General features: G+C 65.1%; 21 protein-coding genes and 2 pseudogenes. 12 read left to right on the top strand and 11 right to left on the bottom strand.

Going from position 1 to position 21,418, the window contains the following annotated elements; translation table 11 throughout:
• Positions 1–3 precede the first annotated feature (3 nt).
• The 3 genes from ACQY5A_RS23305 to ACQY5A_RS23295 form a co-directional block, all read right to left on the bottom strand.
• Positions 4–882 (bottom strand): cation diffusion facilitator family transporter, encoded by an 879-nt coding sequence (locus tag ACQY5A_RS23305; RefSeq protein ID WP_428342629.1) that lies wholly within the window; start codon positions 880–882, stop codon positions 4–6.
• A gap of 140 nt (positions 883–1,022) precedes the next feature.
• A complete protein-coding gene (locus ACQY5A_RS23300) occupies positions 1,023–1,802 on the bottom strand; it encodes a site-2 protease family protein (RefSeq protein WP_428342628.1) in 780 nt (259 codons plus the stop codon).
• Between the two features lie 22 nt (positions 1,803–1,824).
• Complete coding sequence (locus ACQY5A_RS23295) at positions 1,825–2,451, bottom strand: peptidase M50 (RefSeq protein ID WP_428343308.1); 627 nt, start codon at positions 2,449–2,451, stop codon at positions 1,825–1,827.
• Between the two features lie 147 nt (positions 2,452–2,598).
• On the opposite strand from ACQY5A_RS23295, the pseudogene ACQY5A_RS23290 reads away from it, so the two are divergent.
• The 8 genes and pseudogenes from ACQY5A_RS23290 to ACQY5A_RS23255 all read left to right on the top strand — a co-directional run bounded on the left by ACQY5A_RS23290 (position 2,599) and on the right by ACQY5A_RS23255 (position 10,876).
• Positions 2,599–3,896, top strand: a pseudogene (locus tag ACQY5A_RS23290) (adenylosuccinate synthase).
• Positions 3,893–4,534, top strand: a complete 642-nt coding sequence (locus ACQY5A_RS23285) for a PaaI family thioesterase (protein WP_428342627.1) — start codon at positions 3,893–3,895, stop codon at positions 4,532–4,534. The pseudogene ACQY5A_RS23290 and the gene ACQY5A_RS23285 overlap by 4 nt, the downstream one beginning before the upstream one ends.
• Before the next feature lie 95 nt (positions 4,535–4,629).
• Entirely contained in the window at positions 4,630–5,799 is a 1,170-nt protein-coding gene (gene purT, locus ACQY5A_RS23280; protein ID WP_428343307.1) for a formate-dependent phosphoribosylglycinamide formyltransferase, read from the top strand.
• Between the two features lie 56 nt (positions 5,800–5,855).
• Complete coding sequence (locus ACQY5A_RS23275; protein ID WP_428342626.1) at positions 5,856–6,269, top strand: rhodanese-like domain-containing protein; 414 nt, start codon at positions 5,856–5,858, stop codon at positions 6,267–6,269.
• Complete coding sequence (locus ACQY5A_RS23270; RefSeq protein ID WP_428342625.1) at positions 6,266–7,507, top strand: O-succinylhomoserine sulfhydrylase; 1,242 nt, start codon at positions 6,266–6,268, stop codon at positions 7,505–7,507. The genes ACQY5A_RS23275 and ACQY5A_RS23270 overlap by 4 nt, the downstream gene beginning before the upstream one ends.
• A gap of 133 nt (positions 7,508–7,640) precedes the next feature.
• The gene (locus tag ACQY5A_RS23265) at positions 7,641–9,308 is read left to right on the top strand and encodes a hypothetical protein (RefSeq protein ID WP_428342624.1); all 1,668 of its coding nucleotides are present in this window, start codon (positions 7,641–7,643) and stop codon (positions 9,306–9,308) included.
• Positions 9,309–9,382: 74 nt separating this feature from the next.
• On the top strand, positions 9,383–10,537 hold the full coding sequence (locus ACQY5A_RS23260; RefSeq protein ID WP_428342623.1) for a cellulase family glycosylhydrolase: 1,155 nt from the start codon (positions 9,383–9,385) through the stop codon (positions 10,535–10,537).
• A 3-nt stretch (positions 10,538–10,540) separates the two neighbouring features.
• On the top strand, positions 10,541–10,876 hold the full coding sequence (locus ACQY5A_RS23255; RefSeq protein ID WP_428342622.1) for a YnfA family protein: 336 nt from the start codon (positions 10,541–10,543) through the stop codon (positions 10,874–10,876).
• Here the strand turns inward: ACQY5A_RS23255 and ACQY5A_RS23250 are convergent, their stop codons facing one another.
• Entirely contained in the window at positions 10,877–11,734 is an 858-nt protein-coding gene (locus ACQY5A_RS23250; protein WP_428342621.1) for an SDR family oxidoreductase, read from the bottom strand. It abuts the gene before it with no gap.
• 326 nt (positions 11,735–12,060) lie between these two features.
• Here ACQY5A_RS23250 and ACQY5A_RS23245 point away from each other — a divergent pair, with 326 nt between their 5' ends.
• Positions 12,061–12,852: a hypothetical protein gene (locus ACQY5A_RS23245; RefSeq protein ID WP_428342620.1), complete on the top strand. Its 792-nt coding sequence runs from the start codon at positions 12,061–12,063 to the stop codon at positions 12,850–12,852.
• Positions 12,853–12,912: 60 nt separating this feature from the next.
• A complete protein-coding gene (locus ACQY5A_RS23240; RefSeq protein ID WP_428342619.1) occupies positions 12,913–13,134 on the top strand; it encodes a hypothetical protein in 222 nt (73 codons plus the stop codon).
• Positions 13,135–13,140: 6 nt separating this feature from the next.
• On the opposite strand, the pseudogene ACQY5A_RS23235 reads toward ACQY5A_RS23240, so the two are convergent.
• A pseudogene (locus ACQY5A_RS23235) lies at positions 13,141–14,288 on the bottom strand (acyl-CoA dehydrogenase family protein).
• Positions 14,289–14,301: 13 nt separating this feature from the next.
• Positions 14,302–15,486, bottom strand: coding sequence for an acyl-CoA dehydrogenase family protein (locus ACQY5A_RS23230; RefSeq protein WP_428342618.1), 1,185 nt, complete (start codon positions 15,484–15,486; stop codon positions 14,302–14,304).
• Positions 15,487–15,557: 71 nt separating this feature from the next.
• Between ACQY5A_RS23230 and ACQY5A_RS23225 the strand changes: the two genes are divergently transcribed.
• Positions 15,558–15,911 carry a hypothetical protein gene (locus ACQY5A_RS23225; protein WP_428342617.1) on the top strand — a complete coding sequence of 118 codons (354 nt, stop codon included), beginning with the start codon at positions 15,558–15,560 and terminating at the stop codon, positions 15,909–15,911.
• A gap of 17 nt (positions 15,912–15,928) precedes the next feature.
• Here the strand turns inward: ACQY5A_RS23225 and ACQY5A_RS23220 are convergent, their stop codons facing one another.
• The 5 genes from ACQY5A_RS23220 to ACQY5A_RS23200 form a co-directional block, all read right to left on the bottom strand.
• Positions 15,929–16,348 (bottom strand): hypothetical protein, encoded by a 420-nt coding sequence (locus tag ACQY5A_RS23220; protein ID WP_428342616.1) that lies wholly within the window; start codon positions 16,346–16,348, stop codon positions 15,929–15,931.
• Positions 16,349–16,539: 191 nt separating this feature from the next.
• Positions 16,540–17,502: a ferritin-like domain-containing protein gene (locus ACQY5A_RS23215; protein WP_428342615.1), complete on the bottom strand. Its 963-nt coding sequence runs from the start codon at positions 17,500–17,502 to the stop codon at positions 16,540–16,542.
• Positions 17,503–17,677: 175 nt separating this feature from the next.
• Positions 17,678–19,081 (bottom strand): fatty acid desaturase family protein, encoded by a 1,404-nt coding sequence (locus ACQY5A_RS23210; protein WP_428342614.1) that lies wholly within the window; start codon positions 19,079–19,081, stop codon positions 17,678–17,680.
• Between the two features lie 15 nt (positions 19,082–19,096).
• Positions 19,097–20,194 (bottom strand): ferredoxin reductase, encoded by a 1,098-nt coding sequence (locus ACQY5A_RS23205; protein ID WP_428342613.1) that lies wholly within the window; start codon positions 20,192–20,194, stop codon positions 19,097–19,099.
• 159 nt (positions 20,195–20,353) lie between these two features.
• Complete coding sequence (locus tag ACQY5A_RS23200; RefSeq protein ID WP_428342612.1) at positions 20,354–20,902, bottom strand: Dps family protein; 549 nt, start codon at positions 20,900–20,902, stop codon at positions 20,354–20,356.
• Between the two features lie 142 nt (positions 20,903–21,044).
• On the opposite strand from ACQY5A_RS23200, the gene ACQY5A_RS23195 reads away from it, so the two are divergent.
• Positions 21,045–21,416: a DUF3054 domain-containing protein gene (locus ACQY5A_RS23195; RefSeq protein ID WP_428342611.1), complete on the top strand. Its 372-nt coding sequence runs from the start codon at positions 21,045–21,047 to the stop codon at positions 21,414–21,416.
• Positions 21,417–21,418 lie beyond the last annotated feature (2 nt).

Raw genomic sequence — 21,418 nt, 5'->3', positions numbered from 1 at the left:
GCGTCAGAGGCCCACTGAGCAGTCGCCGGGCGGCTCGATCTGGATCGTCGCGTGATCGAGTCCCCGCGCGGCCAGCACCGCCTGGGCCGCAAGAAGGACCCGCGCCGAATTGTCGCCACCGGACAAGTGAGCGGTCACCATGTCCTTGCCGGGCACCAGCGTCCAGACGTGCAGATCGTGCACCTCGCTCACGCCATCGACCGCGGCCAGCGCGGCCCGTAATTCGTCGACGTCGATGTGGCTCGGCGATGCTTCGGACAGGATGCGCAGTGCGCCCGCGGCCAGCGACAGGGCCCGGGGCAACACCCACAGCGCGACCAGGACGGCGACGACCACGTCGGCGTACGGCCAGTGCGTGGTGACGGTGACAATGCCGGCGATGAGCACGCCGACGCTGCCGACGGTATCGGCGACCACCTCCATGTAGGCGCCCTTGACGGCCAGGCTTTCGGTCGACTGCGAACGCAGCAACAGGGCGACGGCGGCGTTGGTGGCCAGCCCGGTCAGCGCGACGACGATCATCGGGATGCCCGGCACTTCCGGTGCCTGACCGATTCGCCCGATCGCCTCGCGCAGGATGAGGGTGGCCACCCCGATCAGCAGGACGGCGTTGGCGACGGCGGTGAACACCTCCGCGCGATGCCAGCCGTAGGTGCGCGCCGCGGACTTACTCCCGCGCCGGGCGAGGATCACCGCGCACAGGCCCATGAACGTGGCCGCGACGTCGGTCAGGATGTGGCCGGCGTCGGCCAGCAGCGCGATCGAGCCGATCAGCAGCGCCGTGGTGAGTTCGACGAAGAAGAATCCGCCGAGCAGTGCGGTGGCGATCGCCAGCCTCGGCGCGGGCGTGCCCGGGCTGGCGTGATCGTGTCCGGCACCCATGGCCAGAAATATATGCGGTTTCACGCATGTATGGCAAGACGCTTCGCGCTGACGTCGCTTGCGCCGAAATCGACGTCAGCTCGGGTTTTACTCGAAGTTTTCCGCGCAGGTGTCGATCTGGATGGTGCCCGCGATCGGGCCTAGGTCAGGTGACGCCAGAATTGAGTGAGATTGGCGCCGATCCGCCACAGCAATCCCGGCACCCCGGACAGCTCGAAGACGTCGTCGACGAGCCCGAAGAACAACTGGTTCAGCGGCGGCGCCAGCAGCAGCACGAACAGCAGCAGAAAGCCGTACGGCTTGAACTGCGCCAATGCCCGCTGGGTCTCTGGGCTCAGGTGCGGCTCGAGCGCGTTGTAGCCGTCCAGGCCGGGAATCGGCAGCAGGTTCAGCAGCAGCGCGGTGATCTGCAGGAAGCCCAGGAACGCCACCCCGGCCCACAGCACCGGGTGTCGCGGGTCGAAGAACAGGTCGGTCACCTCGAGCAGCAGGACGGCCAGCACCAGGTTCGCCGTCGGACCGGCCAGGCTGACCAGCGTGCGCTGCTTGGCGGACATGTACGACGTCCGCACGTACACCGCCGCTCCCGGCAGCCCGATCCCACCGATCGCGGTGATCGCGATCGGCACCACGATCGACCACACCGGGCTGACGTACCGCCGCGGATCCATGTCCAGGTAGCCGCGCAGCTCGACATCGCGGTCACCGAATCGCCAGGCCGTGAAGGCGTGCCCGAACTCGTGCAGGCACAGCGACACCACCCAGCCGGCGATCACCAGGATGAACACTCCGGCGTAGGCCAGCGGCCCGACGTCGTCGCCGACCCAGTAGGCCAACCCGCCGCCGAGGACAGCCACACCGAGGATCGCCCAGAAGACCGGGCTGGGCCGCACCGACTGGTGCAAGTCACGGGCGCTCACCAGACGAAACTACCGACGGGTGTTATCGGACGGCTAACCAACCCTCGGTGTTCCGGTAGATCGTCGACCGGCGCGCCGGTCGAGGCGCGGCCACCCCGTCGCGGATCACCGAGGCCTCGAGGCTGCCCAGCTGCGCGGCCCGCCCGATCAGCCAGCGCCGTGTGCCGGACACGCGGGCCCGCAACCCGGGCAACGCCACCGTCGGCTCGACCGTCACTTCTTCCACGCCGCCGTCGAAGAGCACCGCGTCGTCCACGACGGCCTCGCCGCGCACCAGTTGCTCGCCGCCGGCGGGTCGCCAGACGGCCGACCCGACAATGACGGCGCCGGTCTCGTCGCGGATCAGCGGTACCCGTTGGGCCGTCCCGCGCCGAGCCCTGCGGGCCGCCCGACGGCCGGATGGCAGGCGATAGGCCCGGGTGGCGGGCGTGCGTCGGCGCGGCACGTACGCGACCTCGACGTTCAGCAGCTCCTTACGAAGCAGCCGGGTGAGCACTGACGCCAGGTCGGCGTCGGTGCCGACCACCACCACCCGCCGCGCATCGGCCAGCGTCGTGTCGACGTCAGCGGGATCGACAGTCGGCAGCCCCCGCAGCGAGCGCGGCCGGTAACCGCCGAAAGCCAACACGACTGTCTGTGGGGTATTCAGGAGCTTCCTCGCAAACGGCTGAGCTGGGTCTGATGGCCCCGCTCCTCAGCGGGTCCTTCGGTACCCGCATCGTCGCAGGTCTAGTGTGGGTCACCGGCTGGACCACAATAAGCGGCCTCAATACGTGGGATTTAACGGGAGCAAGCCATGCCGGCAATCGTCCTGATCGGCGCCCAATGGGGCGACGAGGGCAAGGGCAAGGCCACCGACCTTCTCGGCGGCCGCACCAAATGGGTCGTTCGCTATCAAGGTGGCAACAACGCCGGGCATACCGTGGTGCTGCCCAATGGCGAGAACTTCGCGCTGCATCTCATTCCCTCGGGAGTGCTGACGCCCGGCGTCACCAACGTCATCGGCAACGGTGTGGTGATCGATCCGGGTGTGCTGCTCGACGAGCTCAAGGGCCTCGAGGACCGCAACGTCGACACCTCGAAGCTGTTGATCTCCGCGGACGCACACCTGCTGATGCCCTATCACGTGGCCATCGACAAGGTGACCGAGCGGTATATGGGCAACAAGAAGATCGGCACCACCGGCCGCGGCATCGGGCCCTGCTACCAGGACAAGATCGCCCGCATCGGGATCCGGGCCGCCGACGTGCTCGACCACGAGGTGCTCACCCACAAGATCGAAGCCGCACTGGAATTCAAGAACCAGGTACTGGTCAAGATCTACAACCGCAAAGCGCTGGACGCGACCCACCTCGTCGACGCCCTGCTCGAGCAGGCGGAAAGTTTCAAGCACCGCATCGCCGACACCCGGTTGCTGCTCAACAACGCGCTGGAGGCCGGCGAGACGATCCTGCTGGAAGGTTCGCAGGGCACCTTGCTCGACGTCGACCACGGCACGTATCCCTATGTGACGTCGTCGAATCCGACCGCCGGCGGCGCGGCCGTGGGCTCCGGTATCGGCCCGACCCGGATCACCACCGTGCTGGGAATCCTGAAGGCCTACACCACGCGCGTCGGCTCGGGCCCGTTCCCGACCGAGTTGTTCGACGAAAACGGCGAATACCTGTCCAAGACCGGCGGTGAGTTCGGTGTGACCACCGGCCGGCGCCGCCGTTGCGGCTGGTTCGACGCGGTGATCGCCCGCTACGCCACCCGGGTCAACGGCATCACCGACTACTTCCTCACCAAGCTCGACGTGCTGTCCAGCCTGGAGACGGTGCCGGTGTGCGTCGGCTACCGCGTCGACGGCAAAGAGACCTCGAGATGCCGATGACCCAGAGCGATCTGCACCGCGCCGAGCCCATCTACGAAGAGCTGCCCGGCTGGTGGGAAGACATCTCGGAGGCCCGCGAGTTCGACGACCTGCCCGCGAAGGCGCGTGACTACGTGCTGCGGCTGGAAGAGCTTGGCGGAGCTCATATTTCGTGCATCGGCGTGGGCCCGGGTCGCGACCAGACCATCGTGCGTCGCGACGTTCTGGCGGCTCGCCCGTGACAGATTCTGAACAGCGACCGGATCAACTCGACCCCGACTACGACCATCACGGCGGCTTCCCGGAATACGGCGCGGCCAGTCCGGGCCCCGGTTTCGGCCGGTTCGTCGCGGCCATGCGGCGCTTGCAGGATTTGGCGGTGTCCGCCGACCCCACCGACGACCTCTGGAACGACGCCGCCGAGCACGCCGAAGCGCTGGCCGGTCAGCTGGCACCGTTCACCGCGCCCGAAGGCCAGGCCCCGGCGGGCCGATCACCGCAACTGCCCGGAATGGGCAGCCTGCTGTTGCCGCCGTGGACGATGAGCAGGTACGACCCGGACGGCGTCGAGATGCGTGGCTACTTCAGCCGGTTCCATGTCGGCGGCAACGGCGCGGTGCACGGTGGCGTGCTGCCGCTGCTGTTCGACCACGTCTTCGGGATGGTGGTGCACGCGGCCGCCCGGCCGATCAGCCGAACCGGTTTCCTACACGTCGACTACCGCAAGGTCACTCCGACCGACACCGAGCTGGTGGTCCGCGGTCATGTCGCCGCGACCGAGGGCCGCAAGGCGTTCGTCCGCGGTGAACTGCTCGACGGCGACACCCTGCTGGCCGAGGCCAACGGCCTGATGATCCGGTTGCTGCCGGGCCAGCCCTGACCCACCCTCAGCCCGCCCACCTATCCTTGAGCACCGTGACCACGCCGCAGAACGAGTCGACGCAGCAGCCCAGCGACGCCGACCGGCCGACGGTCATGTTGCTGGGGTCCGGAGAGTTCAGCCGCGAACTGGCGGTGGCCCTGCAGCGCCTGGGCGCCCACGTGATCGCCGTCGAGCGTTATGCCGACGCGCCGGCACACGGTGTGGCCGATCAGGCGCTGGTGATCAACATGACCGACGCCGACGAGCTGGGCGCCGCGATCAAGCGGCTGCGGCCGCATTTCGTGGTGACGGCATCCGATGCGGTGGCCGCCAATGCGTTGACCGCCGCCGCCGACAGCGGAGCCGCGGAATTTGTCCCGACCGCGCGCTGCGCACGGCTCACCGCCGACCGGGAAGGCATGCGACGGCTGGCCGCCGACGAACTCGGCCTGCCGACTGCGCCGTTCTGGTTCGCGGGATCGATTGACGAGTTGCGGGCCATCGCCGACCACGCCGGCTACCCACTGCGGGTGCAACCAGTGAGCGCCGTCGGCGGGGAAGGGCAGTCGGTTGTCCTGATGCCCGGCGACCTCGAACCGGCCTGGCGGCGGGCGGTGTCCGCCGGTGGCCGGCTGGCGCACAGCCGGGTGCTGGCCGAAACCCTGGTCGAGATCGACGTCCACGTCACGTTGCTGACGGTACGCAGTGAGGGCCCGTCGGGGCCGACGCTGGACTTCTGTGCGCCGATCGGCCACGGCGAGGCCATCGGGGACGTGCAGGAATCCTGGCAGCCGCAAGACCTGAGCCCCGCGGCGCTGGACGCCGGCAAGTCGATCGCGGCCCGCGTCGTCAAGGCGCTCGGCGGGCGCGGCCTGTTCGGCGTCGAGCTGATGGTCCGCGGCGACGAGGTGTACTTCAGCGATGTCACCGCCCGGCCGTTCGAGAGCGGACTGGTCACCGTGCGCACGCAACGGTTGTCGGAGATCGAGCTGCAGGCGCGGGCCATCCTCGGGCTTCCGACCGACACCATCATGATTTCGCCGGGCGCGGCCGAGGTGATCTACGCCGGCATCGATGGCGCTGTGCCGCGCTCCCAAGGCTCCTCGCCCACCGGAGCGCTCGGCGATGCCCTGCGCACCACCGAGAGCGATGTGCGGGTGTTCACTCGCCATGAGTCCGAGGCGCGGCGTCCGCTGGGGGCGGTCGTCGTGACCGCCGCTGACGTGACAACCGCCCGCGGTCGAGCCCGGAATGCGTCGGCCGCGCTGCGCAGGCTCTGGTAACGCACCCGGCTTCCCCGGCAATCGTCGCGACGCCTGGATATGCGAGACTCACGCGGGTGAGCTACGCAGGAGATATCACCCCCGAGCAGGCGTGGAAGCTACTCAGCGAAAACCCCGAGGCGGTTCTGGTCGACGTTCGCACCGACGCCGAATGGCGATTTGTCGGTGTCCCCGACCTGGCCAGCCTGGGGCGCGAGGTCGTCTACATCGAGTGGAACGCCGCTGACGGTAAGCGCAACGACAACTTCGTCGGCGACCTGCTCGAGCATGTCCCGGCCGGTGACGATCGCGCGGTTGTGTTTCTGTGCCGCTCCGGTAATCGCTCGATCGGGGCGGCCGAGGCCGCCACCGAGGCCGGCATCACCCCGTCCTACAACGTGATCGACGGCTTCGAGGGCCAGCTCGACGGCGACAGCCACCGAGGCGGACGGGGTTGGCGCGCAATCGGTTTGCCCTGGAAGCAGACGTGAGCACTCCCGGCCCGGACGTGCCTTCGGTCCGCATACCCGAGCCGCTGCCCGAGGGCGTCAGCCAGGCGACCATCGGCGTGCGCGGCGGGATCCTGCGGTCGCAGTTCGAAGAGACCTCCGAGGCATTGTTTCTGGCCTCGGGCTACGTATACGGCTCCGCGGCGGAGGCGGAGAAGGCGTTCACCGGTGAGGTCGACCGCTACGTGTACTCGCGCTACGGCAACCCGACGATCAGCATGTTCGAGGAGCGTCTGCGTCTGATCGAGGGCGCCCCAGCCGCATTCGCCACCGCCAGCGGAATGGCAGCGGTTTTCACCTCGTTGGGTGCGTTGCTGGGCGCCGGCGATCGACTTGTGGCTGCCCGCAGTCTTTTCGGCTCGTGTTTCGTGGTGTGTAGCGAGATCCTGCCGCGCTGGGGGGTCGACGTCGAGTTCGTCGACGGCGACGATCTGTCGCAGTGGGAGAAGGCACTCACCGACCCCTCCAAGCCAACCCGGGCCGTTTTCTTCGAGACGCCGTCCAACCCGATGCAGTCGCTGGTCGACATCGTCGCCGTCTCCGAGATCGCTCACGCAGCCGGAGCAAAAGTTGTGCTGGACAATGTCTTTGCGACTCCGTTGTTGCAGCAGGGTTTTCCGCTCGGCGTCGACGTGGTGGTCTACTCGGGCACCAAGCACATCGACGGGCAGGGACGCGTGCTGGGCGGCGCCATCCTCGGCGACACGGAATACATCGACGGCCCGGTGCAGAAACTGATGCGGCACACCGGACCCGCGATGAGCGCCTTCAACGCCTGGGTGATGCTGAAAGGCCTGGAAACACTGGCAATTCGGGTCGACTATCAAAACAACTCGGCGCAGCGAATCGCCGAGTATCTGGAGGGCCACCCGGCGGTGCGGTGGGTCCGCTACCCGTTCCTCACCTCGCACCCGCAGTACGATTTGGCCAAGCGGCAGATGTCCGGCGGCGGCACGGTCGTGACGTTCGAACTCGACGTGCCGGACAGCGCGGCCAAGCAGCGCGCTTTCGAGGTGCTCGACGGGCTGCAGCTGATCAACATTTCCAACAATCTGGGTGACTCGAAATCCCTTGTCACGCATCCGGCGACGACAACCCACCGTGCGATGGGCCCCGAAGGCCGAGCCGCTATTGGCTTGGGCGACGGGGTGGTTCGTATCTCGGTCGGGCTGGAGGGTACCGACGATCTCATCACCGATATCGACAGGGCTTTGAGCTAGCAGACTGCTGGGAATTCGCTGGTGATCGGAATCGATCTATCCCGCAGGCGATTACCTGTCTGTTCACTGTGTTGTTGGCTGGACTTTCCCGTTGATTCGATGTGTCAAGGCCGTTCGACGCCATAGTGGAATGGTGCGTACTTCCTGCATCACCCGGCCACGGACATCACCTCATCCGCTGACCGGCGATTTCTACGAGTGGGCCGTCATTGTGGACGGCGACGAAATCGCCTGGCAAAGCTACGCGGGCCCGCTGAGATTCGACGACACCGACTTCGCCATCGCGACGCGCAAGCTGTTGTCGATCGAACCCGACGAGCTGCCCGCCCTGGTGGGTGAGCACATCGAATTCGCCTCGCCCGGTCATCGCCAGCCTCGCCTTCTGGTGCACTCGACCACTCCCTACGCCAACAGCTTCGAAACCGATCTCACCGCAATGGTGGAGGGAAGGCCGGTATCGGACCTCACGACCTATGTGGAGACCCGCGGTCTCTATCTCGCGCGCACTGGCGATCTCGTCGTCGGCCGGACCCGCCCGTGGCGCCGCGGTAGGACGGCGAAAGGTGTTCAGCGACTGACTCTTCCAGATGCTGACTATTACTACATGTCGCAGGCGCTGCTGCGCCGCGCGGTCGACGGTGGCGACCGCGATCCGGTCATGCGGCACGTCATTACGTTTCTGCGCCAACATCCCTCGGTTGTGGTTTGCCCCTACGACTTCGAGCCCGAGTTCCAGCTACTGGTGACCTGGTTGGCCCGTACCTCCGGCCTGGACCGAATTCGCGTCGACGCCAACGACTTCCGTCTCGGTGTGTGGAACGGCAAGCGGATGCTGCATCCCACCGTCGGGTCCGCGCTGGGGCTCGACACCGAGGTGGCGGGTCAACCGGGCGCGATCGTCCTGGAACACGAGCATCGAGCCAGCCCCGCGTTCGCGGCTCTCCGAACACCGCTTCCGGTGCTGCCCGGCTACACCGTCACCTGGCAGCCGGACCGTCATGCCTTCGGTCGCGATCTGCTCCGGGCAGGCGCGCTTCTGCAAGACCGGTACCGGCTTGACCGTGCCTGCCTGAAGCCCTCCGACGGCGGCAACGGCGGACGCATCACCCCGGGTATCGAACTCGACGACGCTGGGCGGCTCGAAGAGCTCGCCGCCACCGCCTGGAAGCAGGGCGGGGATCAAGTTCTCGAGGCGCACGTCACCTACTTCGATAGAGACGTCGACGGCGAACGGGTGCTGACCACACCGTCGGCGCACGTGCGCTCCGGGGAGTTGCTCGACGGGCTCACCCTGCAGTTCATGCGAGGCACGTCGTGGAAGGGCAACCTGTTCGTCGGCCGCGCGGAGTGGGACGGCCTCGGCTTGGACGCAAAGGTTTACAGCGGGCTGCACACGACGATGGCCCACCTGCACCGGCGACTGGGTTTGTTGCACTGCGGCATCGACTTTGCCGTCGGCACCGTGGGCGGCGTGTTCGGCGATACCGTGATGGCCGCTGTCCAGGACATCAACCCGAAAGTCACTGGTGCGCTGTTCCTGCGGGAGTTCATGGCGCGCCATCCCGCGATCGGCGCGGGCGCTGCCACCCGCGTTCTGAGCCCCGACGCGACGGAAAGCGCCGCACGGATCCGCGAGTTGGTCGCGGAATTCTCGACTGCCGAACAGCCCTGCGAGGAGGTGGCCGTCGTGCCCGGCCGCTGGGCGATGATCGCCACCTCGGCGGCGACGTCGCTGTCGGCCGGCGCCCGGGCACTGACCATCGAGCGCATGCTCGCATCCTCCACCGACCCCGTTTGGTGACGGCCTGATAACGACTCGCGCGACGCGCTCGCGCAATACCGGGAACGTCGTGGTGGGCCACTTATCGTCGCTTTGTGTATCGCCGCACTGTGCTGAAGCTGCCGTTGTTGTTGGCCGCGGGCACGGCTCTGGCGCAGGCGCCACGCGCCTCCGCTGAGCCGCCACGTGCGTCCGCCGAGTCGAGTCGGTGGTCATCCGATCGGGCCAACCGCTGGTATCAAGCCCAGGGCTGGCCCGTCGGCGCGAACTTCATCACCTCCACCGCGATCAACCAACTCGAGATGTTTCAGCCGGGCACCTACGACCCGCGTCGCATCGACACCGAACTCGGTTGGGCCCGTTTGCACGGACTCAACACGGTACGGGTTTTCCTGCACGACCAGTTGTTTGCTCAGGATGCGCGCGGCTTCCAAACCCGTTTGGCGCAGTTCGTCGGCATCGCGGCCCGCCACCGCATCAAACCGCTCTTCGTGCTGTTCGACTCCTGCTGGGACCCGCACCCCCAGGTGGGTCGCCAACATGCCCCGACCCCCGGGGTGCACAACTCCGGCTGGGTGCAGGGTCCTGGTGCCGACCGCATCGACGACAAAAGCTACACCCGGACTCTGCAGGACTATGTCACCGGCGTCATGACCCAGTTCCGTAACGACGACCGGGTTTTGGGTTGGGATGTGTGGAATGAACCCGACAATCCCGCGCCGCAGTACGCCAACGTCGAGCGCGGCGACAAGCTTGACCGGGTGGCCGACCTGCTTCCTCAGGTGTTCACCTGGGCGCGCTCCGTCGACGCACGCCAGCCGCTGACCAGCGGCGTGTGGGACGGTGAGTGGGCAGATGCCGTCAGTCGCACCACAATTCAGAACATCCAGTTGGCCAATTCCGACGTGATCAGCTTCCACTCCTACGCCGGGCCGTCGGCGTTCGAGTCGCGTGTCGGTGAGCTCACCCCGCACGGCCGCCCGATACTGTGCACCGAGTACATGGCCCGCCCGCAGGGCAGTACCATCGAATCGATCTTGCCGATTGCCAAGCGGCACAATGTCGGCGCGATCAACTGGGGTCTGGTGGCCGGCAAGACGCAGACCTATTTCCCCTGGGATTCCTGGAAGCACCCGTACTCGGCGGTCCCGAAGGTGTGGTTCCACGACCTGCTGCGGCCGGACGGAACGGCATTCCAGAACAGCGAATCCCAGACCATCAGATCCCTGAGCGTTTCAACGGTCGGCTAGGGCATGGCAGTCGCCAGGTCGATCGCGCTTTTTGCGTTGGCTGCGATTCTGGAGATCGGCGGTGCCTGGCTGGTATGGCAGGGTATTCGCGAGCACCGCGGCTGGATCTGGGCGGGATTGGGTGTAATCAGCTTGGGCGCCTACGGTTTCGTCGCAACCTTCCAGCCCGACTCGCAGTTCGGTCGCGTGCTGGCTGCCTACGGCGGCGTGTTCGTCGCCGGCTCGCTGGCGTGGGGTATGGCGCTGGACGGATTCAGGCCCGACCGGTGGGACATCATCGGCGCGGCCGTCTGCCTGGCCGGTGTCGGCGTGATCATGTACGCGCCGCGCGGACGCTGATCACTCCTGGTGTTCGACGACTCCGGTCGCGTGCTGCGCGCGGTCCTCATAGCTATGGCGGGCGCTCGAGTCGAAGTTGAGGAACACCGTGTCGTTGCCCATCTTCTTGTTGAGCCAGCGCCGACCGCGGTCGGGCATCAGTGTCGTCACGGCGGCGAATGACTTACCCCAACTAGGAACTGACACACGGGATTTCGGCTTGTCGAGAACCTTGACGATCGCCGCGGCGATCTCCGCCGGCTCGACCGGCTTCTGCGCGGATGACGGCGTTGTTCCCGCGATCAGTTCGGTGTTGGTGAAAGTCGGCAGCACCGCGGAGATTTTGACACCTTGCGGCGCGAATTCGTCAGCCATCGCGGTCGACAACCCGACGACGCCGAATTTTGTTGCGGCGTAGACGATCTGGCCAGGCACGGCGACCATGCCCGCCAGCGATGCGATGTTGATGATGTGTCCGCTGCGGCGCTTCACCATGTCCGGCAGCACCAGCTGACAGCCGGTGAGCACGCCGTAGAGGTTCACCTCGATCGACGAGCGAATCGCCTGCGCCGACTGATCGAGGAACGGGCCGACTGGCATCACGCCGGCGTTGTTGATCAACACATCGATGTGCCCTCCGCCGTCGGCGCGGGCTTTGTCGAGAAAGGCCGCGAAGGACTCTTTGTCGGTGACGTCGAGGGGATGGCCGGTCACCTGTCCCAGGGTGCTGATACCCGCGACGGCGCTTTCGAGCACATCGAGGTCCCGGTCGCCGATGACCACCCGGGCGCCCCGGGCCAGTAACGCCTGCGCGGTCGCGTAACCGATGCCGCGGGCCGCGCCGGTGATGACGATGGTCTTGCCCCTGATGTTGTTCATTCGACGGACTTTACAGGCGTCAAGTCTGGTGCGGAACCGGCCTGGGTGGCTGCCTGAGGGGGCCAGAGCAGTCCGCCTTGGCCCCGCCACAGCGAGCGATGGTCGGGCTGATCGTCGCTGATGAGCTGCCTGACGGTGCTGCGCCGGCAAATAGTGGATGCCAAATTACATAGCTAAAACTCAGCTTTTGTTCGTCTAAGTAGTCGGATCGACCGACTATTGCGCGAACAGATACTGTCTGATATCTCTTACGTTATAAACGATACTAAACGAATGAAATATAGGAGATTGGCATGATGTCAGTCTGTGGCCGGTAGAGGAGACCGATGAGACCAGCATCCGTGGGCACCGCTGTCCGAGGATTCTCCCTCAATCAAAGCTTCAGTTGGCCCGATCCCGACATCGACGGCACCCTTGTCATCTCGCAGCCCTCGGTCGACCCCGAGCTGTGGGCCGACTACGCGGCCGGCGCCGTTCGCAGCTACAGCAAGCGTGGAGTCGAATGTGCCCTCGACCTCGAGGCGCTGCGCAGCGGTGACGACACGATCATGTTCGGCGCCGTAGTCGGCGACTCGGGCCGCGTGGTCGGCGGTTACCGGGCCATCGCGCTGCGCTCGGCCGACCAATCCCATGCCGTCGCGGAGTGGGCGGGCCAGCCGGGCCAGCAGGACGTCCGACAAATCATCTCCGAGCGGGTGCCCTACGGGGTGCTGGAAATGAAGACCGGCTGGGTGACCGATGCCGCTGACCGAAATCCGCTTCTCACCCGTGCCCTGGCGCGCAGTTGCTTCTACATGATGGTGATGCTGGATTTCCAATACACCATGTGCACGGCCGCCACGCCGGTGCTGAACAGCTGGCAGTCGTCTGGCTCTGTGGTGGCCACTATCCCGGCGACGCCGTATCCCAACGAGCACTACCGAACCAAGATGATGTGGTGGAACCGGCGCGACTTCGTCACCCACGCGGTGCCCGGCCAGCTCGGCAAAATCGTCAGTGAGACAAAGGATTTGCTCCATGAGCAATTCCGCCGCGCGAAGGTCAGCGCCGACTTTTCCAGCCTGGTCCCGTCCTCCCCGGCGCAACTCGTCCTTTCGCACACCGTCGAGGTGGCTTAGCGAGTGACTCCCAATCTTTCGACATACGCCCAGTCCGCAAAACTCACAAAGGTAACCACCATGGATAACAGCTCAGAACCCGTTTGGATCATGTTCGCGACCGATGTCGAAAGTCGCGACAAGTTGCTCAAGTACGCCGGCGGATCGCAATGGCAGGTCGATTCCCACACCGCGGCATCGCTGATCCTGGTCGGCGCGGCCGAGCGCCTGGCGTCGCCGCTCGAAGCTGCGGTCGTCCCCGGCGTCAGCGGGATGTCGCGCATCCACCGCGAAAGCGCCTGAGCCGTCTCAGATCCCGAGGTCCTTGGCGACGATCGTCTTCATGATCTCGGTGGTCCCGCCGTAAATCGTCTGGATGCGGGCATCGACGAACGCACGCGACACCGGATACTCCCGCATGTAGCCGTATCCACCATGCAGTTGTAGACACCGGTCGGCGGTCCGCACCTGAAGTTCGGTGGTCCACCATTTCAGCCGCGCCGCCCGCGCTGCCGTCAGCTCGCCGGCCAGATGCTCGGCGATGCAGTCGTCGAGATAGGTACGTGCGACATCGATTTCCGTCGCCAGCTCCGCGAGCACGAACTGAGTATTTTGCAGGCCCGAAATGGGTGAACCAAAAGCCTTGCGCCCCTTGACGTAATTCAACGTTTCAGCCAGGACGCCCTCGGCGGCGGCCACCGCGCCGACGGCCAGCGACAACCGCTCCTGCGGCAGGTTGTTCATCAGTTGATAGAAGCCCCGGCCTTCCTCGCCGAGCAGATCGGCGACCGAAACCCGCATGTCGGTGAAGCTGAGTTCGCTGGTGTCCTGGGCGTGCAGGCCGATCTTTTCCAGATTCCGGCCGCGACTGAAGCCCGCCGTATCCGGGTCGACGACGAACAGTGACAGACCCTTGTGCCGGTCCGGGCCGGTGCGCGCGGCGACGACGAACACATCTCCGGTCTGACCGTTGGAGATGAAGGTTTTCGCGCCGTTGACCACATAGTGATCACCGTCGCGCACCGCAGTGGTGCGAATGCCGGCCAGGTCGCTGCCGGCCCCCGGTTCGGTCATCGCGATACCGATCACCGTCTCTCCGGTGACGACTCCGGGCAGCCAGCGCTGCTTCTGCTCGGGCGTGGTCAGGTCGGTGAGATACGGCAGCACGATGTCGTTCTGCAGCGACAACGCGATGGCCTCGGCCGCCGCCCCGGCCCGCTGGAGCTCGTCGACGACGATCGCGTTGTAGCGAAAGTCCTCGACGCCGGCCCGCCGAACTCCTCGGGGACCGAGAACGCCAGCAGCCCAAGTTTGCCGGCCTCGGTGAACAGCGACCGGTCCACGCAGCCGGCCTTCTCCCACTGCTCGTGGGCCGGGACGACGGTCTGCTGGACGAAGTCGTGCACCAGGTCGCGGAACTGCCGGTGCTCGGGGGTGTACTCCAACCGTGCGCTCATCGGGTCACTCCCGTCAGCGGAAGGCGTCGATGCCGGTGAACGCCTGGCCCAGGATCAGCTGGTGCATCTCCGGAGTGCCCTCGTAAGTGAGCACCGACTCCAGGTTCACCATGTGCCGGATCACCGGATATTCCAGTGATATTCCGTTGCCGCCCAATATAGTTCGCGCCGTCCGGCAGATCTCGATCGCTTCGCGGGTGTTGTTGAGTTTGCCGAAGCTGACCTGCTCGGGGCGCAGACCGGTGCTGTCCTTGAGCCGTCCCAACTGCAGCGCCAGCAGCAGGCCCTTGTGCAACTCGACGGCCATGTCGACGAGCTTGGCTTGGGTCAACTGGAAGCCTGAGATCGGCCGGCCGAATTGAGTGCGCTCGCCGGCGTAGTCCAGCGCGGCCTGCCACGCGGAACGCGCGGCGCCCATCGAGCCCCAGATGATCCCGTACCTCGCTTCGGACAGGCACGACAGCGGACCCTTGAGACCTTGCGCCTCCGGCAGCATTGCGTCGGCGGGCAGGCGAACGCTGTCGAGGACCAGCTCGCTGGTGATCGATGCCCGCAGCGAGAGCTTGTGATGGATGGTGTTCGCGGAGAACCCCGGCGTATCGGTGGGGACGACGAAGCCCCGCACGCCGTCGTCGGTGACCGCCCAGACCACCGCGACGTCGGCGACCGACCCGTTGGTGATCCACATCTTGCGACCGTTGAGAACCCAGTCCGACCCGTCGCGGCGCCCCCGCGTGCTCATCGCGGCGGGGTCGGATCCGGCGTCGGGCTCGGTCAACCCGAAGCAGCCGAGCAGCTCGCCCGCGGCCATACCGGGCAGCCACTGCTGCTTCTGTTCCTCGGAGCCGAACCGCCAGATCGCGAACATGGCCAGCGAACCCTGCACGGAGACCATCGACCGGATTCCGGAGTCGGCGGCCTCCAGCTCGGTACACGCCAGCCCGTAGTGCACGGCCGACGCCCCGCCGCAGCCGTAGCCCTCCAGGTGCATGCCGAGCAGGCCGAGTTGGCCGAAGTGTTTGGCCAGCTCGCGGACCGGCAGGTCGCCGATCTCGAACCATTCCGCGATGTGGGGGAGGACGTGCTCGGCGCAGAACTGGCGAACCGTGTCACGCACGGCGATCTCGTCGTCGGACAGCGACGCGTCTAGGCCAAGCGGGTCCTGCGGATTGAAAGCGGAAGGTGTGCCGGTGCTCATGGCCTCATACTGCCACCGAAAGAAAGAAGGCCTAGGCTGCCGTAGGGGGAACCGGCTTGAAGGGAAGCGGTATGCCCTCATTACTCCCAGTATCGGCCGTGCTGCTGCTGACTCTCGCGCTCGCGCCGCCGGCCGTTGCCGATCCGGTCGACCCGATCCCGGGGAACGGTTTTTTCGTCGTCGGATCCGATATCGTGCCGGGTCTCTATCGGACCGGCGGGTCCGGGTCGACGTTCGGCGTATGGATCAATAACGTGCCGACCCAGGACTCGATGTGCTCGTGGTTCACCTACAGCACCCCCGACGCGGCCAAAGATCATGTCCTGCAAACCAACACGTCGGTCGGTCCGATGTTCGCGAATATCAACACCGGAGTCAAAGCCTTCGAGTCGCAGAACTGCCAACCGTGGACGCGGGTCCCGTAAAGCGTTCAGCCACAGTGCTAGTTGCAGTTGACGCACACACCGGTCAGCGACAACTGCATGCCGCAGCCGCAGAAGCTGCCCTCACGCCGAACGTCGGCGGAACGCTTCCCGCTGGGGCGCACCTGATTCTGCGGATGCTCGACGTACCAGGTTCCCTTGCGTGAACTGGGCCCGTACCCGGCGCCGCTGCCCGCGACGCCGGCGATCTCCTGTTCGGTGGTGAAGCCGGTCGTGTAACCGTGGAAGATATGCAGATCGGGGAGTCCGTCGCGCCTTTTGGCTATGACGTAGGGCTTGCCGGCGCGCACCATCGCTCGACATTCGGTGATGCCGACAGAGGTAGTGATCAGACGGATGAATTGATGATTCGCGGTAGGGATGTCCGCCTTCGCCATCGCCGCGAGCAGCGAATCAGGCATGTGGTCTGCAATGGTCACATTTTTCAACAATAGGCCTTCCTTCGGATGACGGCTGACACAGTCACCCCTGCGAACAACACTTCAGCAGCCTTTTGGCGCCTGGCTGACCGTAATTAACGCCTCGAACATCTCCCGGCTCGGGACCATGAAAGAGCCCCCACAGCCGGCGGCTCGCTGTAGGGGCTCTTGTCAGGGTTGCGTCAGAAGTGTCAGCTGATGCCGACAACCTCTTGGGCGATAGCGGCTACGCGGGTCTGGGCGGCCGACACGACGCGCGCACGCTCCTTGTTGGACTCTTCGTAGGCAATGATCGCGCGAATATCGTGCGGCGCAGTCAGCTCCTTGATCGCAGCCACCGCCTCGTTCTGGTTGAGCTCGTCGTAGTTCTCGATCGGCAACTCGTCGGCGCTCAGCACACCAGTGACGCTACGTGCCGAATGGACTGCATCGGCTACTTGGGCGCTACCTTCGTCGCGGAAAACTTTTTCCGCGGACTGCAGCGCCGCATCCCGCGCGGCGACTGCGGCTTTGGCCGCCACATCGCCGGCGTGCGCACCGCGGCTGAACAAACTGTTCAGCGCCGGCGCGGTGGAACGCACAGCTTCCACGGCGCGGTCGACACCGCGGGTTGACCAATTGACCGGCAGGTTAACGAGTTTGACGACTGACCCGGCAGCTGCCTGCATGGGACTGCGACGTAAAGCGGCCGGCCCACCGAGTGCGTCTTCGGCGAGAACCGTCGTGATCCATTCGACCGTCGCGGAGTGCGCGGTCACCAGGCGCGTAGCCAGGGCTTCGATGTCGGAGCGCTCGGCGGCGACAGCAAGAGCCTTGATGTAGCGCGAGCGATCGAGCAACTGGTCCTCGAGGGCCAGGTCTCCCAGCAGTGCCTCGCTGAACGGTTGAGCCTGCTCGGTGAGAGCCTTGACCGCAGCGCCTGCACGCCCCAGGAACGGGCCGATCACATCGGGGAAGCCGCCGAGGTCACGGATCGCCGACGCGATGGCCACTGCACGGTCGCGGCCGTTGGCGGCGTTCTGGGTCAGTTCGCGACGCACCGCGTCGGTGCGGGCTTGAGCGACACGCGTTTCCGCGATCTGAATTTCGGTGTTCGTCAGGTCTAAAACGGTGCGCAGTTGTGCAAGTAGGGAACTGATATCGGGTGTAGTCACGTAAGAACTGCTCCTATAGGTTTGTTTTTAGTCAATCGGTGGGAACGACGTAGGTGGTGGCTACCCGATCCAACGCACGGCAACCGGGCACCGGGCAGATGTGACAAATGTCATCAGTGCCGAATTAGTTAAAATATAAGAGATTTCGACGATCCGATCTGGCCGGCCCGTCTAATCACGCGTCGCGTCGGTCTTTTCCGCGTGGCGGCGGGTCAACCTCGACGCCGGACGAGACATGCTCAGGGCCGGCATCTGGATGTTCGGCCGGCAGTCGGCCGCGGAATTGCGTCGCTTCGCTTGAAGTATGGTTGCCGACGCGTCGTTCCTCGCCTTGGTAGGGGCCGGGTTTCGGGCGCGGCTTCCCGCCGGGGAACGCCAACCGGAAGATGGTGCGGTGCACCGAGAACCATTGCTTTGAGAATCGCCCGGTGTTGTACGGCAATCCATAGCGCTCGCAGATGTCTTTGATCTTCGGCGCGATCTCCGAGTACCTGCTGCTTGGCATATCGGGATAGAGGTGGTGTTCAACTTGGAAACTCAGATTGCCGCTCATGAGATGAAAGAGTGGGCTGCCGTCGATATTGGCGGCACCGACCAACTGGCGCACGTACCAGCCGCCACGCGTCTCGTCCTCGACCTCTTCTTCGGTGAAGGTGTAGGTCTGATCCGGAAAGTGGCCGCAGAAGATGATGGCGTGCGACCACACGTTTCGGATGAAGTTGGCCAGCGCATTGGCGGCAAGGGTCCGCAAAAATGTGCTTTCCACGCCGGGCAGGAACCGGTCGGCAAGACTTGCCGTGGCGCCGAGCCGGCCCTCGGCGGATATCGTGCGAAGTCGCCGGCCGATACGGGATTTCGCGGGTCGATCGATCCGGCCGCGTAGGGCCAGCTGTGCGAGCGCGAAGGCGCCGGCACTGACCACCGGCCAGCCCACGTAATCCTTCTGTATCTGCTTTCGGGCCTTGCCGCCGATCCCTTTCAAGTCTTTGCGCAGTTCCGACTTCGGCTTTTTGCCGGCCAGGATGGCCTGAATGTTCAGGTCGTGGATCGCCACACCCCACTCGAACAGCGCGGTGAGCAGCGCGTTGTAAAAGAATTGCCCGAGGTTGGCGGGCTTCCATTTCTGCGCGGGGTCGATGCGCATGATCTCGTATCCGAGATCCTTGTCCTTACCCAAAATATTCGTATACGTGTGGTGGATGTAGTTGTGCGAGTGCTTCCAGGCGGCCGCGGTCGAGGCGGTATCCCAATCCCACACCGATGAGTGGATATCGGGATCGTTCATCCAATCCCACTGGCCGTGCATCACGTTGTGGCCGATCTCCATGTTTTCCAGGATCTTTGCCGTCCCCAGACACGCGGTGCCGAGCACCCAGGCGGTTTTCGACCGCGACGCAAGCAACAGCACGCGCCCGGCCACCAAGATCTGGCGCTCGGCTTTGATCACTGCCTTGATGTAGTGCCGGTCGCGGTCGCCGAGGTCGGCGTACACCTCGTCGTGAATCGCGTCGAGTTCCTTCGCGAGTTTTTCGAGTTCCTGTTCGCTCAGCCGAGCGAGCGGGCTTTCCACAGTTGTCACCGTGTTTCCTTTCGATCAGAGGGCGAGTTCGACAGCGCCTTCAGCGGAGTTGATGCAGATCCGGATGTCCTGCTCGGTGGGTTCGCTTACCTCGCCGGAGCGAAGATCACGAACCTTGCCCGACTTGAGCGTCCCGACGCAGGTGTGGCAAATTCCGATGCGGCACCCGTAAGCCAGGTTGAGACCGGCTTTCTCACCGGCCTCCAAAATTGGTGTGCCACCACCGCACTCAGCGGTTGTCTCGCTTTCGAGGAAGGACACTTCGCCTCCCTCGCCTTCAGCTCCATCACCGCTGATCTTCGGCTGGAATCGTTCGAAGTGCAGCCGATCGGGATCGCCGTTGTCTTTCCAGTGTTCGATGAGCGCGTCGAGGAGTTCGCCGGGCCCCGAGCAGAATGCCTCGCGTTCGCGCCAGTCCGGGCACACCTCGTCGAGGTCACCCGTCGACATCCGACCGCGCTCGGAGGTGAGCCGCAGATCCAACCGCAGGTGCTCGTGACGCGCGTCGAGGTCTTCGAGGACGGAGAGGAACATGGTCTGCTCGCGCGTGCTGACAGAGTGAATGACCACGACATCGCCGATCTCGTTGCGACGGTCCAAGCTGCGCAGCATGCTGATGATCGGCGTGATACCGCTGCCCGCGCTGATGAAAAGCATCTTGGGCGGCGGCTGCTCGGGAAGGGTGAACACACCTTCCACTTCGCCGAGCCGCACTACTTCGCCGGGCTGGATCCTCTCCACCAGGTAGGGCGAGACAACGCCGCTGTCCACTTTCTTGGGCGTGACGCTGATCAAGCCGTCGTCAGGTGCCGGGTCAGATGTGAGCGAATACGCCCGCCAGTGATAGCGGCCGTCGATGACCAAGCCGAGCCGCACGTACTGACCCGGCTTGTGACCCACCCATTCGTAGCCGGGTCTGATCAGCACGCTGACCGCTTCCGAGCCCTGCGGCTCTACCCGCTCGACCTTCCCCCGCAATTCCTTGGTCGTCCACAGCGGGTTGATCATCTCGAGGTAATCGTCGGGACGCAGCGGACTGAACAGTTGCCGCACGGCACGGAGAAACAGCCGGCGACCGCGTGGAACCGTAGGTTGTGCACCGCGTTCTGCCATGGCTCCAACAGTACACACTTGTGCACTGAATGCAATCAGATTGACTAATTAGGTAGACAGGACAGCATATTTGATGAAAATTGCGCGCAGTAAAGACCAGGACGAACGTTCACCAAATTCGCCGGCTGGCGAGGAGGTGGACCGAAACGCTGCCGTCGCTTACGCGGCGTCTACTGCGCTGCGAGCCGCTTCCTTCTCCGTCTTGGCGCCCGCATTGCTGAGGCTGCCACCGGCGTTCTCCAGATGCGCGCGAATAAACCACTGGAACTTCTCCAGCTCGGTGGCGTGCGCGATCAGCAGATCCTGGGTGACCAGATCCAGATCTTCAAGCCGCTCAACGTTTTTCCGGGTGTCTTCGATGATGCCCGCGTACACCAGGTCTAGCGCTGCCATGTGCGCTCCGGTGACATCGCGGCCCAGCGAGTAGTCGTTCCAGGTTCGATCCGCAATGATCGCTCCGGGAGTGCCCTTCGGGGATGCGCCCAGCGTCGCGATACGCTCGGCCACCTCATCGGCATAGCCGCGTACCAGCAGGACCTGGGGGTCGAGCATTTCGTGAACGCCGATGAAGCTCGGCCCCACGACATTCCAATGCACATGCTTGAGCGTCAGATGCAAGTCGTTGTAAGCGCTGAGTTGTTTCTGCAAGAGCTCAGCGATCTCGGTGCCTTCTGCATCGGTGAGGCCCGGAATTGTGAAGCGTGGCATTATTTTTCCATCCATTGTCGACCACAAGATGCGCTCACCAACTGTGCGTGGGGAGTTTTGGCCTAGGGCAGGTGTACCCGGGCGGCGCGATCGTCAATCCGAACCCGATTCCCGGCGCAAGCGGTCCCGGTAACCTCGTGGCATGGCGAGTCCGCGGCGGAGTCCGGTGTGGTTGGGCATCGATGTGGCCTGCGTACTGGTGTTTTGCGCCGTCGGGCGGCGCAGCCACGACGAAGGCCTCAATATCGCCGGCATCGCGACCACCGCCTGGCCCTTTCTGAGTGGGACCGTGCTGGGGTGGCTGTTGTCGCAAGCCTGGCGCCGGCCATCCGCGGTGTATCCGACCGGCGTGGTCGTGTGGCTGAGCGCTGTGGCGGTCGGATTATCACTGCGCAAGGCAACCTCCGCCGGTGTGGCCGGCAGTTTCATCGTCGTCGCAGCCACGGTCACCGCTCTGCTGCTGCTCGGTTGGCGAGCGATCGCCCAGTTCGGGCGCCCAGTGGAGTCGGCCTGAGA

The organism is Mycobacterium sp., from assembly GCF_965277065.1.
Lineage (GTDB): Bacteria > Actinomycetota > Actinomycetes > Mycobacteriales > Mycobacteriaceae > Mycobacterium.
The sequence above is the reverse complement of the archived record's forward strand: the minus strand, read 5'-3'. Positions and strand labels throughout refer to the sequence as shown.

Bases quoted from the DNA above. Each gene is read 5' to 3' on its own strand.
- ACQY5A_RS23250 (WP_428342621.1), bottom strand. From the start codon at position 11,734: ATGAACAACATCAGGGGCAAGACCATCGTCATCACCGGCGCGGCCCGC.
- ACQY5A_RS23255 (WP_428342622.1), top strand. From the start codon at position 10,541: ATGGCAGTCGCCAGGTCGATCGCGCTTTTTGCGTTGGCTGCGATTCTG.
- ACQY5A_RS23205 (WP_428342613.1), bottom strand. From the start codon at position 20,194: ATGGCAGAACGCGGTGCACAACCTACGGTTCCACGCGGTCGCCGGCTG.
- ACQY5A_RS23225 (WP_428342617.1), top strand. From the start codon at position 15,558: ATGCCCTCATTACTCCCAGTATCGGCCGTGCTGCTGCTGACTCTCGCG.
- purT (WP_428343307.1), top strand. From the start codon at position 4,630: ATGTTGCTGGGGTCCGGAGAGTTCAGCCGCGAACTGGCGGTGGCCCTG.
- ACQY5A_RS23200 (WP_428342612.1), bottom strand. From the start codon at position 20,902: ATGCCACGCTTCACAATTCCGGGCCTCACCGATGCAGAAGGCACCGAG.
- ACQY5A_RS23195 (WP_428342611.1), top strand. From the start codon at position 21,045: ATGGCGAGTCCGCGGCGGAGTCCGGTGTGGTTGGGCATCGATGTGGCC.
- ACQY5A_RS23305 (WP_428342629.1), bottom strand. From the start codon at position 882: ATGGGTGCCGGACACGATCACGCCAGCCCGGGCACGCCCGCGCCGAGG.
- ACQY5A_RS23245 (WP_428342620.1), top strand. From the start codon at position 12,061: ATGAGACCAGCATCCGTGGGCACCGCTGTCCGAGGATTCTCCCTCAAT.
- ACQY5A_RS23240 (WP_428342619.1), top strand. From the start codon at position 12,913: ATGGATAACAGCTCAGAACCCGTTTGGATCATGTTCGCGACCGATGTC.
- ACQY5A_RS23230 (WP_428342618.1), bottom strand. From the start codon at position 15,486: ATGAGCACCGGCACACCTTCCGCTTTCAATCCGCAGGACCCGCTTGGC.